General features: G+C 64.3%; 10 protein-coding genes and 2 pseudogenes. 4 read left to right on the top strand and 8 right to left on the bottom strand.

All coding sequences use genetic code 11. From position 1 onward, the window contains the following. Window positions 1-76: 76 nt before the first annotated feature. Window positions 77-788 (top strand): annotated as a pseudogene (locus tag PE067_RS15515) (response regulator); the annotation flags it as partial. Here PE067_RS15515 and PE067_RS15510 read toward each other — a convergent pair. From PE067_RS15510 to PE067_RS15475, 8 genes and pseudogenes are all read right to left on the bottom strand, one after another. Continuing rightward, window positions 776-1,492 carry a GNAT family protein gene (locus tag PE067_RS15510; RefSeq protein ID WP_276190607.1) on the bottom strand — a complete coding sequence of 239 codons (717 nt, stop codon included), beginning with the start codon at window positions 1,490-1,492 and terminating at the stop codon, window positions 776-778. The pseudogene PE067_RS15515 and the gene PE067_RS15510 overlap by 13 nt on opposite strands. Before the next feature lie 39 nt (window positions 1,493-1,531). Then, window positions 1,532-2,706: pseudogene (locus PE067_RS15505) on the bottom strand (DUF1501 domain-containing protein). Window positions 2,707-2,710: 4 nt separating this feature from the next. Then, on the bottom strand, window positions 2,711-4,081 hold the full coding sequence (locus PE067_RS15500) for a DUF1800 domain-containing protein (RefSeq protein ID WP_276190606.1): 1,371 nt from the start codon (window positions 4,079-4,081) through the stop codon (window positions 2,711-2,713). A gap of 73 nt (window positions 4,082-4,154) precedes the next feature. Beyond that, on the bottom strand, window positions 4,155-5,930 hold the full coding sequence (aspS, locus tag PE067_RS15495) for an aspartate--tRNA ligase (protein ID WP_276190605.1): 1,776 nt from the start codon (window positions 5,928-5,930) through the stop codon (window positions 4,155-4,157). Window positions 5,931-5,989: 59 nt separating this feature from the next. After that, window positions 5,990-6,646, bottom strand: coding sequence for a CPBP family intramembrane glutamic endopeptidase (locus PE067_RS15490; protein WP_276190604.1), 657 nt, complete (start codon window positions 6,644-6,646; stop codon window positions 5,990-5,992). After that, complete coding sequence (locus PE067_RS15485) at window positions 6,622-7,410, bottom strand: GH25 family lysozyme (RefSeq protein WP_276190603.1); 789 nt, start codon at window positions 7,408-7,410, stop codon at window positions 6,622-6,624. Before PE067_RS15485 ends, PE067_RS15490 begins: the two co-directional genes overlap by 25 nt. Before the next feature lie 158 nt (window positions 7,411-7,568). Then, on the bottom strand, window positions 7,569-8,942 hold the full coding sequence (locus PE067_RS15480) for an FAD-linked oxidase C-terminal domain-containing protein (protein WP_276190602.1): 1,374 nt from the start codon (window positions 8,940-8,942) through the stop codon (window positions 7,569-7,571). 95 nt (window positions 8,943-9,037) lie between these two features. After that, on the bottom strand, window positions 9,038-10,003 hold the full coding sequence (locus PE067_RS15475) for a DUF808 domain-containing protein (protein WP_276190601.1): 966 nt from the start codon (window positions 10,001-10,003) through the stop codon (window positions 9,038-9,040). Between the two features lie 288 nt (window positions 10,004-10,291). On the opposite strand from PE067_RS15475, the gene cobS reads away from it, so the two are divergent. Genes cobS through cobT form a run of 3 tightly spaced genes read left to right on the top strand, consistent with a single transcriptional unit; the run spans window position 10,292 to window position 13,522 of the window. Next, on the top strand, window positions 10,292-11,269 hold the full coding sequence (cobS, locus tag PE067_RS15470) for a cobaltochelatase subunit CobS (protein WP_276190600.1): 978 nt from the start codon (window positions 10,292-10,294) through the stop codon (window positions 11,267-11,269). 1 nt (window position 11,270) lies between these two features. Beyond that, entirely contained in the window at window positions 11,271-11,666 is a 396-nt protein-coding gene (locus PE067_RS15465) for a hypothetical protein (RefSeq protein ID WP_276190599.1), read from the top strand. Continuing rightward, complete coding sequence (cobT, locus tag PE067_RS15460; RefSeq protein ID WP_276190598.1) at window positions 11,663-13,522, top strand: cobaltochelatase subunit CobT; 1,860 nt, start codon at window positions 11,663-11,665, stop codon at window positions 13,520-13,522. The genes PE067_RS15465 and cobT overlap by 4 nt, the downstream gene beginning before the upstream one ends. The last annotated feature ends 27 nt before the right edge of the window (window positions 13,523-13,549 follow it).

The following is a 13,549-nucleotide window of genomic DNA, read 5'->3' as shown; positions in this document are numbered from 1 at the left end:
GGGGCGTGGTTAACCTGATCTTGAGAAAATGCCCGCAATCTTGGTGAAACAGGCGATTCTTTTAAGAGGTATCAAGATGAATGGATATGGGAAGTCGCTTTCCGGGCCGATTGCCGCGCCTTGCGCCGCAGCCACGCTGCCCGACCGCCCGCTGACCGGCCTGACCGTTCTGGTGGTCGAAGATTCGCGCTTCGCGTCCGAAGCATTGCGGCTGCTGTGCCTGCGTTCCGGCGCGCGCATCCGCCGCGCCGATACGATCAAGGCCGCGATGCGGCATATGCAGACCTATCGGCCGGGCGTGCTGATCGTCGATATGGGCCTGCCCGACGGCAACGGCGCCGAACTCATCCAGGGTTTTGCCCGCATCACGCCGCGCGTTCCGGTGATTCTGGGCATTTCGGCCGAGCCCGACAATGAACAGATCGCCTTTGACGCAGGCGCCGACGACGCTCCTGTCCAAACCCATCGAAAGCCTTGCCGTCTTTCAACAGGCGATCCTGTCCGCCCTGCCCGAAGATGAGCGTCCGCGCGGGCTGCGCCTGCTCAGCGACGAAATCATCTGCCCCGACCGCGCCGCGCTGCGCGACGATCTGGCCCATGTCGCCGATGTGCTGGCAACGTCGCAGGACACCTCGACCATCGACTATATCGCGCGTTTTCTGGCGGGCATCGCCCGTTCCGTCCATGATCGCCAACTAGAGGACGCCGCCGTGTCGCTGTCGCGGACCGAAGGTCAGGCGATGGCCTCGGATCTGGCCCGGATCAGCGGTTTGGTTCAGGACCGCCTGCTGGCGGCGCAGAACAGCTGGGCGATGGCCGTGGTCAGGGACGACAGGCTGGTCCTTTGCCGCCCCTCGGCGTCGAAATTCGCGGGGTCCAGCCAACGCCGATGGGCCTCGCGCAGCCGCTGCCAATCCTGATCCGTGATCGCAAACCAGGCGGTGTCGCGATTGCGCGATTTATAGATCGCATGCTGGCGAAACGTGCCTTCGTAGACGAAGCCAAAGCGTCGCGCGGCGGTCATGGATGCCGCATTCAGCGCATCGCATTTCCATTCGACACGGCGATAGCCCTGTTCGAAGGCCCATGAAATCATCGCCGAAATCGCCTCGGTCGCGGCGGGGGTGCGTTGCAGCCGGGGGGCGATCATGATGAAGCCGATCTCGATCACGCCATGTTTCGGCTCGATCCTCAGATAGGACGCAAAGCCGCCGGCCCGGCCGGTCGCACGGTCGCGGATCGCGTAGAAGAAGGGATCCGTCCCATCCTGAACGCTGCCCAGCCATGCGTCGAAGGCCCGGGCATCGGCAAAGGGGCCGCTGCCCATATAGTCCCAGACCCAGTCGTGCCCCTGCAAGGCGGCGAACAGATCAGCGCCGTGACGCGCCGCCTCCAACCGCTCCAGCTGCATATGCTGCCCGGCAATCAGCGGCGGACCCGGCGGCGGCAGGGCCTGAAAATCGTCCAGCGCAAAACCGATCGGCCGATCCATCCGCCCCCCGTTCAGACCGCGCAGCAAAACCCGCGCCTGTCAGGCAAGGAAACCCGGATCCTCGCCAAGTTCAAGGCCGGGAAAGATCGACCGTTCCAGCGTGCTGCCCTGAACCCCGAACAGATCGCGCAGCGCCCAGGCGGAATAGGCCCGGATGTCGCGCGTCGGCAAAAGGTCGCGCCCGGCGTAAAGCTGGTTATCGGCCAGCCCCGGCCAATCGCCATAGGCGCGCTTGCCCTTGACCGCGCCCCCGGCCATCAGCAGGGCGCCCGCCGTGCCGTGATCCGTGCCGCCCGTGCCATTTTCGCGCACCGTGCGTCCGAATTCCGTCATCGCCAGCACCGTCGTTTTGGCCCAATTCGCGCCCAGCCCCTCTTTCAGGGCAAGGATCGAGGCCGCAAGGCGTTCCAGCGCCCGGCTCAGCACCTGCGCCTGCCGGGCGTGGCTGTCCCAGCCGGCCAGCGAAAACGACGCGATCCGGGTATCGGCGTTCAGCCGCGTCGCCGCGAACAGGCCAAGCGCGCGGGCATCGCCGGTCGGGCCCTTTTCGCGGCCCATGCCTTCGCCCGCCAGATCGCCCGCATCCATCGCCGCATCGCGAAACAGCGGGTCATCGTGGTAAATCTGATCCAGCAGCAGTTGCGCCTGCGCCGACAGCTTCAGATCGGCATCGGGCGACCAGCTTTTCACCCGCGCGCGGCCGCTCAGGATCTTCATCTCATCCGTGCCGACCGCATAGGCGGTTTCGGATGTTGCGCCCGGCATTTCCTGCAGCAGCCGGTTCAGCCAGCCGCCAATCCGGTGGCCTTCGCCGACATCGTCGCCGGTTCCCGCCTCCAGCAGGTCCTGACCATCGAAATGGCTGCGCTTGTCGCGGTAAGGGGTTGAAACGGCCTGGGCAAAGGCCAGTTCCCCGCCCTGCCACAGCGGCATCAGCGATTGCAGGCTGGGGTGCAGCGCATAGAAACCGTCCAGATCCGCCGCGCCGCCTTCGGGACCGACGGAAATCGTCTGGCGCAGCTTGCGCAGCATCGGATCGCCATAGGGCTGGAACACGTCGATCCCGTCCATCGCGCCGCGCAGGATGATCACCACCAGCCGGTTTTCACCGGGGCCGAGGCAAAAGTCATCGTCGTCAGCATGGGATGCGCCGCCGCCGAACAGCCGATCAGGGCGCTGCTTTTCAGGAACATGCGTCGGTTCAGCAAGGACATCGTGTCACCGCCTGTTGAAATCGTTCGAGGCCAGGATCAGCGCGACACCTTCGCGCTGGCTTTCCGCCTTGGGCACGGCCCAGGCCAGCGCATCGGATTGCGTCCCGCCAAGCGCCACATCCAGCAGGTTGCGCGGATCGGGCAGTTCAGGCAGCAGAAGACGCGGCACGGTCATCGCCCAGGTGATCCGCGCGGCCAGAGCGGGCGGGTTGATCCAGGCCTCGGCCTCTTCGGGCCAGCCGTTCGGACCCGAGGGCGTGCCCCATCGCTGCCCCATGCGCTGGATCGGATTGACCAGGAAGCGGTTCTGGTCGCGCTGCTCAAAACCCATGATCTGCTGCCCCGTCACGCCAAGCGCGCGCAAGGACGTTGCAATGTAATCAAATGGTTGACGTGCCTTTTGACGAAAGCTGTCGGCCAGCGCGGGATGGGTGACCAGCACGCGATAGACCTGCGGCAGATCGCCCCCGGTGTCGCGCCAGACCGCCGCCATCGCATCGACCACGCCCTGATCGGGGTCATCCGACAGGAAATGCGCGGCCAGCTTGCGCGCGAGATGTGCCGCCGTTTCGGGCCGCCGCGCAAGGTCGCGGAACACCGCGCGGATGTCGTCAAGGCTGGCCGGCCCGTCGCCGCCATAGCTTTTGCCCAGCACGGTTTCGGCGCCCGGCTCGGCCATGCCGGGGCGAAAGATCTCGAGGTTGCGGGCGTTATAGGCCAGGCCGGTCAGCAACTCGGCCAGTTCGCGCACATCCTGCTGCGAATAGCCCGCGCCGACGCCAAGGCTGTGCAGCTCCAGCGCCTCGCGGGCCAGGTTTTCGTTCAGGCCAAGCGGCCGGTCGGGCCGTCGCTGGCGAAAGGGCGAATTGGGGCCGATGCTGCCGTTCTGGTTCAGATAGATCAGCATCATCGGATGGGTATCGGCCGCGAAAAGCATGTCTTCGAAACGGCCGTTCAGATGCGGGCGGATCGCCTCATCGACAAAGGACAGCACCAGCGGTTGCTGCGCCGCGCCATTCCCCCGGACAGTGAAGTGATCGGCCCAGAATTGCACCAGCCTTTCGCCGAAACCCGAATGCGCATCGACGGCGCGGGCGGTGCGGCGTTGCAGGTCCAGCCAGTTCATGCGCCCGAGTTCACGCCCGAAATCGTCATAGGCCATCTTTTCGGCCTCGCCGCCCGCATCGCGGGCATCGCTCAGGTCCTTGCGTTTCTGCCAGGCGTCGCGGGCGTCCTGAAGCGTATAGGCGTCCGGTCCGGGCGCGGCATCCGCCACCCCTGCCAGCAATTCATCCGCCGTGGCAGGTGGTTTCATATGGGGCGAAAGCCCGTAGCCAAGCCGGATGGCGGCCAGTTCGGGAAAGCCGAATTCCACGTGTCACCTTATCACTGCCGGGACGCTTTGCCGTCCCGGAGAGGTTATCGCATGGAAGCGGATCGGTGTCAGATCACTCTTTTGGCAAGACCCGCAGCCGCAACTCGCGCAGCTGTTCGTTCAGCGGTTCCGAGGGCGCGCCCATCATCAGGTCTTCGGCGCGCTGGTTCATCGGGAACATGATGACCTCGCGGATGTTCTGCTCATCGGCCAGCAGCATGACGATACGGTCGATGCCCGCAGCACAACCGCCATGCGGCGGCGCGCCATAGCGGAAGGCCTTGACCATGCCGCCAAAGCGTTTTTCGACCTCGTCATGGCCATACCCCGCCAGTTCGAATGCCTTGAACATGATTTCAGGGCTATGGTTGCGTATCGCGCCGGAAATCAGTTCATAGCCGTTGCAGGCAAGGTCATACTGGTAACCCTTGATCGCCAGCGGATCGCCGTTCAGCGCCTCCAGCCCGCCCTGCGGCATGGAAAACGGGTTGTGGCTGAAGTCGATCTTGCCGTCGTCGCCGCGTTCATACATCGGGAAATCGACGATCCAGGCGAATTTGAACTGGTTTTCATCGGTCAGACCCAGTGCGCGGCCGATTTCGTTGCGGGCGCGACCGGCCACGGCTTCGAAGGTTTCGGGCTTGCCGCCCAGGAAAAAGGCGGCGTCGCCTTCGCCCAGACCCAGTTGCAGGCGGATCGCCTCGGTCTTTTCAGGGCCAAGCGCCTTGGCGATGGGACCGGCGGCCTCGGTCGAGCCATCCTCGGCCTTGCGCCAGAAGATATAGCCCATCCCCGGCAGCCCCTGCTGTTGGGCAAAGGCGTTCATGCGGTCGGCGAATTTGCGCGAGCCGCCGGTGGGGGCGGGAATGGCGCGGATCTCGGTCCCGTCCTGTTCCAAGAGTTTCGCGAAAATGCCAAAGCCGGAACCGCGGAAGTGGTCGCTGACCACCTGCATTTCGATCGGGTTGCGCAGGTCGGGCTTGTCGCTGCCGTATTTCAGCATCGCTTCCGCATAGGGGATCAGCGGCCATTCCGCATCGACGCGGCGGCCGCCCCCGAATTTCTCGAACAGCCCCTGAATGACCGGCTGGACGGCGTCAAAGACGTCCTGCTGTTCGACAAAGCTCATTTCCAGATCAAGCTGGTAGAAATCGGTGGGGCTGCGGTCGGCGCGCGGGTCTTCGTCGCGAAAACAGGGCGCGATCTGGAAATAGCGGTCGAAACCGGCGACCATGATCAGCTGCTTGAACTGCTGCGGCGCCTGCGGCAGGGCATAGAATTTGCCCGGATGCAGCCGCGAAGGCACCAGAAAGTCGCGCGCGCCTTCGGGCGAGGACGCCGTGATGATCGGCGTCTGGAATTCGGTGAAACCCTGATTCCACATCGCGTCCCGCAGCCATTTGATGACGCGCGAACGCAGCATGATGTTGTTGTGCAGGCTGTCGCGGCGCAGGTCGAGGAAACGATAGGCCAGCCGGGTTTCCTCGGGGTAGTCCTGATCGCCAAAGACCGGCAGGGGCAGGTCCTCCGCAGGGCCAAGGATTTCGGTGTCGGTGGCGTAAACCTCGATCTCGCCGGTGGGCAGCTTGGGGTTGATCAGGCTGGCGTCGCGCAGCTTGACCCGGCCGTCGATGCGGATGACGGTTTCGGCGCGCAGCCTTTCCAGCGCGGCAAAGGCGGGGCTGTCGCTGTCGGCGATGACCTGCGTGATGCCGTAATGGTCGCGCAGGTCGATGAACAGCACCCCGCCGTGGTCCCTGACGCGATGGACCCAGCCCGAAAGGCGGATGGTTTCACCGGCATTCTTGGCGGTCAGCTGGCCGCAGGTATGGCTGCGATAGGCGCTCATCATCATTCCCCTTGTGTCGCGTCCGCATGAACCGCGACAGTGCCGGGAAGTCAAGCGTGTCAGAAGGGCCGAACCACGTTGCCCGAGTAAAAATAGGCCCCCATGCCCATCGCGAACAGCATGTTTCCGGCAATGCCATGCAGCACCCAGGCCGAGGGAAAGCCCTGACGCAGATAGGCGCGGGCAAAGATCCAGCCGCCCACAAAGGTCATGACCGCCACCACCCATGACCAATACATCAGATGGGCGAATGAAAAGACCAGGGCATTGACCAGCAGGGCCGTGCGTTCATCGCGAAACAGGCTGCCATAGCGGTGAAAGAACAGCGGGCGAAAGATCAGTTCCTGCGGCAGCGCCGACAGCAGCGGATACAGCGTCCAGACCATCACCAGAAAGCGCAGCCTTTCGACGGTCAGGGGACGGATATAACCGGGGCGGGTCAGTTGCATGATGACCCATGCGATCACACCGACGGACAGGGCAAAGACCAGCACCTTCAGCCAGGGCACATTGCCCCAGCCCCGGATCAGGCTGCGCCAGTCGAAACCGCCGGTGAACCACAGCAGGATCAGCCCCGCGACCATCAACAGGCCAAGCGCCGGAAACAGCAGGCGACCGGGCATGAACAGCGCAATCAGCAGCGGCGCTGCAAGATACAGCGCCGCGAATTCGATGCTCAGGCGCCAGCGCCTTATTGCATCCGTCTGGTCAACCATTGCCGCCATTGCTGCGGGCTCCCGGCAAAGACGTTGAGATCGACGTTCCCCTGAACGCCCGGAACGATGCCCGTGCCGGTATATTGCCAGAACGTCCAGCGCTGGCCCGGATAGACATATTGCGGATGGCCCGCGACGCTGCGCAGCCAGAATTCCTCGGGCCAGGAACCCAGATTGTTGTCACGGTAGAAATCGACCGTGGTGTAGATGATCGGACGCTGGCCGTAATGGCGGTGCAGGATGTCCTTGAAGATCTTGGCCTCGCGCAGGACCTCGTGGCTGGGCGGGCGGCGCGGACAGGTTTTCGACGCGGTCCATTCCAGATCCAGCACCGGCGGCGGCGCGCCGCGTTCGCGCGGGACATTGGCGATGAACCATGCCGCTTGCTGCGCGCCCGAACGGCAGAAGTAGAAATAGTGATAGGCGCCACGCGGGATCTGCGCCTGCCCGGTTTCCGCCCAATAGCGGCGGAAATTCGGATCGGCATGGTCGCCGCCCTCGGTCGCCTTGATAAAGACAAAGCTGACGCCGGATGTGCGGACCGCGTTCCAGTTGATGCTGCCTTGCCAGCGCGAAATGTCGATACCATGGACCGGGTGATTATAGGGATGGCCGCCAACCCATTGATGTGGCGCGGAATCGCCAAACCTTGGGCCGGTCCCCTGCCCGGCCACCACCGCCGGCCCACGCGGCGCGGGCGCGCCGCCGCAGGCCGCCAGCGCGACCAGCATGACAGCCGCCACAATCTTGCTGAGATATCTCATTTTCGGTTTACCGCCCCAGTTGCCCCTTTGCGCCCTTGCCCGGCGCTTTGGTTTCTTATCGCAAAGGGCCGCGACAAAGTCACGACGCCGTGACTCACGAATGTGTCAGGCCAGGTGGCAAATTGCTGCGGTTTTCGCGGGTGCGCGGGGCTGGCGTGTCAGTCGGGGATCAGCTTGCCCGGATTCATGATGCCATTGGGGTCCAGCGCGGATTTGATCGCGGCCATGACCTCGATCGCGTCGCCATGCTGGTCGCGCATCAGCGGGCGCTTGCCCAGACCCACGCCATGTTCGCCGGTGATCGTGCCGCCGACGGCAATGGCGCGTTCGGCCATGCGGTGCGCGATCCGCTTGGCACTGGCGATTTCGGCGTCATTGCCCGATTCGACCAGCAGGGTGGCGTGGAAATTGCCGTCGCCGACATGGCCAAGGATCGGGCCCAGCATCCCTTCGGCGCGGATATCGTCGCGCGCCGCCGCAACCGCTGCCGCCAGTTCCGACATCGGCACGCAGATATCGGTCACGACCGCCGTCGCGCCCGGACGCAGCGACAGGCAGGCGGGATAGGCACCGTGCCGCATCTTCCACAGGCGGGTGCGATCCTCGGCCGTGGTCGCCCAGTCAAAGCCGTGGCCGCCGAAATCGCCCGCGATATCGCCGAACCGCGCCGCATCGGCCCGCACGCTTTCCGCCGAGCCGTGGAATTCGATCAGCAGATGCGGCTTTTCGGGCAGCTCCGCGCCCGCGTAATGGTTAAAGGCCCGCGCGGTATCATCGTCGATGAATTCGATCCGCGCCATCGGAATGCCCGACTGGATCGTGGCGGTGACACATTCGACCGCATCCTCCAGCGTATCAAAGGCGCAGACGGCGGCCGCCACGTCATCGGGCTGGCCGTGCAGGCGCAGGGTCAGTTCGGTGATGATCGCCAGCGTGCCCTCGGACCCGACCAGCAGCCCGGTCAGGTCATAACCCGCGCTGGATTTCGCGGCGCGCGTGCCGGTGCGGATGACGCGGCCATCGGCCAGCACGGCCTCCAGCGCCAGGACATTGTCGCGCATCGTGCCATAGCGCACCGCCGTCGTGCCGCTGGCCCGGGTCGAGGCCATGCCGCCCAGACTGGCATTCGCGCCGGGATCGACCGGAAAGAACAGGCCGGTGGCGCGCAGATCGGCGTTCAGCGCCTCGCGCGTGACGCCGGGCTGGACGACGGCCAGCATGTCTTCGGGGCGCAACTCGACCACGCGGTCCATGCGGGACAGGTCCAGCGTGATCCCGCCCTGCGGGGCCAGCGCCTGCGCCTCCAGCGAGGTGCCGGTGCCCCAGCCGATGACCGGGATGTCGTTCGAATTGCACAGCGACAGGATAAAGCTGACCTCGGCCGTGGTTTCGGGCCAGACCACCGCATCGGGGGGCGGGGCGCGATGAAAGCTTTCCGATTGCGCATGCAGGTTGCGTTCGGCCAGCGCCACCGAAAAGCGGTCGCCAAGACGCGCGGCAAGTTCGTCTGTCACATGTTCCGGTATCGTCATGGCACTCTCCCTGTATTCGGCCCCTGTATTCGGCCCCTGATGTCTGGCCCGGATATCTGGTGATGGCAGGGTTGCTACACCTTGCCACCCTGACGTCAACCCGCCTTGCCCTCGCGCGTGAACAGCCCGAACAGCGGCGTCACGATATGGGTCGCGACCGGGATCAGGATCAGCCCCCAGATCAGGCCAAAGATCCCATCGAACAGCGCCGTGACGAACCATTCGACCGCAGCGGCGGCCTGCGGCACGGCGGCGGCAGCCGCCCCGGCCGTGTGCTTGATCCATTCATAGGGCTGGTGCTGGCCCAGTTCGTGCAGCCCGTGGATGACGATATTGCCACCGACCCAGATCATCGCGGCGGTGCCGACGATGGTCAGCGTCTTCATGAAACCCGGCATGACCCGCACGATGCCGCGCCCGAGCGGCCCGGTCACCGGCCCGTCGCGCCGTGCCAGCCGCAGGCCGAAATCATCCGCCTTGACGATCAGCGCGACGAAACCATAGACCGCCGCCGTGATCAGGATGGCGACGACGATCAGGATCATCGCCTTCATCCAGATCGTGTCGGCGGCCGGGATCGCGGCCAGCGCAATCGTCATGATCTCGGCCGACAGGATGAAATCGGTCTTGACGGCCCCCTTCACCCGCGCCTCCTCCAGCGCGGCGCCGTCGCCTTCGGGATGGATATGGCTTTCGGCATGTTCCTGGGGATGCAGCGCGTGCCAGATCTTTTCCGCGCCTTCGAAACACAGATAGCTGCCGCCCAGCATCAGCAGGGGTGAAATCAGCCAGGGCGCAAAAGCCGACAGCAGCAGCGCCGCGGGCAGCAGGATGACCAGCTTGTTGAACAGCGAGCCCACGGCGATCTTCCAGACGATGGGCAACTCGCGTTCCGCCTTGAAGCCATGGACATATTTCGGCGTCACGGCGGCATCGTCGATGACCGCCCCCGCGGCCTTGGCGCTGACCTTGACGGCCTGTCCGGTCACGTCGTCGATGGATGCCGCCGCGACCTTGGAAATCGCCGCCACATCGTCCAGCAAGGCTAGAAGTCCACTCATCCCCGTTTCCTTTTCAAGGCACGGGGTTCGCCCCCGGTGCCGGTCTGTTCAGCAATACGATACCGAATTCCGGCCATCGTCACGCCCATGATCAACAGGATACAACCCGCCCGGGTTGCCGCCCACCCCGATTGCGGCGCATGACTCTGGCGGCGATCGGCCGGAAACTGCCGATCCGGAACCCCGCCGCCAATCCCGGCCTGACCCTGGGTCAATGCGCGATGTCTTGCGCAACACGGCAGAATGCGCGACAGAGAACAGCAACATTTCCGACGAAAGAGGCGGGCCATGGCCAATCTGGATCCGAACGCGAAACCGACCGAGGATATCGACCTGCGCGAGGTCTTTGGCCTTGACAGCGACATGAAGGTCAAGGGTTTCGCCGAACGAACCGATCGCGTTCCCGACCTTGACCCGACCTACAAGTTCGACCCCGACACGACGCTGGCGATTTTGGCGGGCTTTGCCTACAACCGCCGCGTCATGATCCAGGGCTATCACGGCACCGGCAAATCGACCCATATCGAACAGATCGCGGCGCGGCTGAACTGGCCCTGCGTGCGGGTGAACCTGGACAGCCACGTTTCCCGCATCGACCTGATCGGCAAGGATGCGATCAAGCTGGTCGACGGCAAGCAGGTCACCGTTTTCCACGAAGGCATCCTGCCCTGGGCGCTGCGCAACCCGACCGCCATCGTCTTTGACGAATATGACGCGGGCCGGGCGGATGTGATGTTCGTCATCCAGCGCGTGCTGGAGGCCGATGGCAAGCTGACCCTGCTGGACCAGAACGAGGTCATCACGCCGAACCCGTATTTCCGCCTGTTCGCGACGGCGAACACCGTAGGTCTGGGCGACACGACGGGCCTGTATCACGGCACGCAACAGATCAACCAGGGCCAGATGGACCGCTGGTCGCTGGTCAGCACGCTGAATTATCTGTCGCATGACGCCGAAACCAATATCGTTCTGGCGAAAAACCCGACCTACAACACCGAAAAGGGCCGCAAGCAGATCAGCCAGATGGTCGCGCTGGCCGACCTGACCCGCACCGCCTTCATGCAGGGCGACCTGTCCACGGTCATGTCGCCCCGGACGGTGATTTCATGGGCGCAGAACGCGCGGATTTTCGACAACGTGGGCTACGCCTTCCGCCTGACCTTCCTGAACAAATGCGACGAGCTGGAACGCCAGACCGTGGCCGAGTTCTATCAGCGCCTGTTCGACGAGGAACTGCCGGAAAGCGCGGCGGCAAAGGCGGGGTAAGATGTCGCACATCAACCCAACAGAACCACCCGATTGGTATCTAGAAGGTTTGATGCGGCGCTATCAGCACCTTGTCGATGAATTGGAATCCTTGACTGTCCGGGGGGCATTGCGTCGGACCCGTTGGGATGGCGCAGCTTTCGGGGCAGTCTTGCTGTATATGGCAATCGGAAACCTTTGGGCGGCCATGCTTGCGCCGCTTGTGGCATTTTACTTAGCTCAGGCGGATAAACGGCAGCGTGTGTTCATTGTCTGCTTGGAAATGATGCAGATCTCTGCCGAGTTCCCAAATGTCTGTGCGAACGTCGCTTGGCCAGAATCCCTAAAAGGATTCAATAAAATGGCGCTCAATCGGGTAGAAATCTCGCCAACTCGTGCGACAGGTCAAACATCATGAAAAAATCCGACAACCCCGCCGATCCGTTCAAGAAAGCCCTGACCGAGGCGACCCGCGCGCTGGCCGAGGAACGCGAGCTGAACGTGACCTTTACGGCCGACCCTTCGGGGGTGGCCGGGGATACGATGCGGCTGCCTCAGGTCAGTCGCCGGATGACGCGCGATGAAATCCTGCTGGCGCGGGGCACGGCGGATGCCTTGGCGATGCGCCTGCGCCACCACGACGCGCCCACCCATGCGAAATACGTCCCCGCTGGCCCGATGGCCCGCGAGTTGTATGAGGCGATGGAAACCGCGCGTTGCGAGGCGCTTGGCGCGCGCGACATGCCCGGCGCCCTGTCCAACATCGACGCGAAAATCAACGCCGATGCTGAGCGCAAGGGCTATGGCCAGATCAAATCCGCGACCGAGGCGCCGCTGGCCGCCGCCGCCGGTTACATCGTCCGCGAAATGGCCACCGGCCGCAACCTGCCCGCCGCCGCCCATCACGTCGCCGATCTGTGGCGCCCCTTCGTCGAGGAACAGGCGGGCGCCACGCTGGAAAACATCAATGACCTGATCGCCGATCAGGCGGCTTCTGCGCGGCACTCGCGGCAGGTGATTTCCGATCTGGGCTATGGCGACCAGCTTGGCGAAGACCCCGACCAGCCCGAAGACGACGCCGAGGACAGTGCCGAACAGGACGAAGAGGCAGGCGACAACCAGTCCCGCGACCAATCCCAAGAAGACGAGGCCGAAGCCAGCCCCGAACGCGCGCAGGAACAGCAGCAGGACGAGCGTCAGGCGCAGGTCAGTATGGACGACATGTCCGACGAGGAAATGGCCGATGAGGCAGAGGCGTCAGAGGCCGACACCCCCGACGACCTGCCCCCTCCGGTCAGCGATGCCAGCGCGGATTACAAGGTCTATACGCAGGAATTCGACGAAGAAACCCGCGCCGAGGATCTGGCCGACCCCGATGAGCTGGAACGGCTGCGCGCCTATCTGGACAAGCAGCTTGAACCCCTGCGCGGCGCCGTCAGCCGTCTGGCGAACAAGCTGCAGCGCCGTCTGCTGGCGCAACAGAACCGTTCACGGGAATTCGACAAGGAAGAAGGCGTCTTGGACGCGGGCCGTCTGGCGCGCGTGGTGGCGAACCTGACGACGCCCCTGTCCTTCAAGATCGAAAAGGACACGGAATTCCGCGACACGGTCGTGACCCTGCTGATCGACAATTCCGGGTCGATGCGGGGGCGCCCGATTTCCATCGCCGCGATCTGCGCCGATGTTCTGGCCCGCACGCTGGAACGCAGCCAGGTCAAGGTCGAGATCCTGGGCTTTACCACCCGCGCCTGGAAAGGCGGGCAAAGCCGCGAAAAATGGCTGGCGAACGGCCGCCCCGCCGCGCCCGGCCGTCTGAACGATCTGCGCCATATCATCTACAAAGGGGCCGATGCGCCCTGGCGCCGCGTGCGTCCGAACCTTGGCCTGATGATGAAGGAAGGTCTGCTCAAGGAAAACATCGACGGCGAGGCGCTGGAATGGGCGCATCGCCGCATGGTCAGGCGCCCCGAGGCGCGCAAGATCCTGATGGTGATTTCCGATGGCGCGCCGGTCGATGATTCGACGCTGTCGGTCAACCCGGCGAACTATCTGGAAAAGCATCTGCGCGACGTGATCGCCATGGTCGAAAAGCGCAAGCAGGTCGAACTGCTGGCCATCGGCATCGGCCATGACGTGACGCGCTATTACGAACGCGCGGTGACGATCACCGATGTCGATCAACTGGCCGGTGCGATGACCGAACAGCTTGCCGCGCTGTTTGACGCCGACCCGCGAAAACGCGCCCGCGCCCTTGGTGGCCGCCGGGCCGGTTGACGGCTGGACATGGGCGACCGGCGGGCA

It is taken from the genome of Paracoccus sp. DMF-8 (assembly GCF_029309835.1).
Lineage (GTDB): Bacteria > Pseudomonadota > Alphaproteobacteria > Rhodobacterales > Rhodobacteraceae > Paracoccus.
Note: the sequence above shows the minus strand (reverse complement) of the source record. Positions and strands in the feature narration are given on the sequence as shown.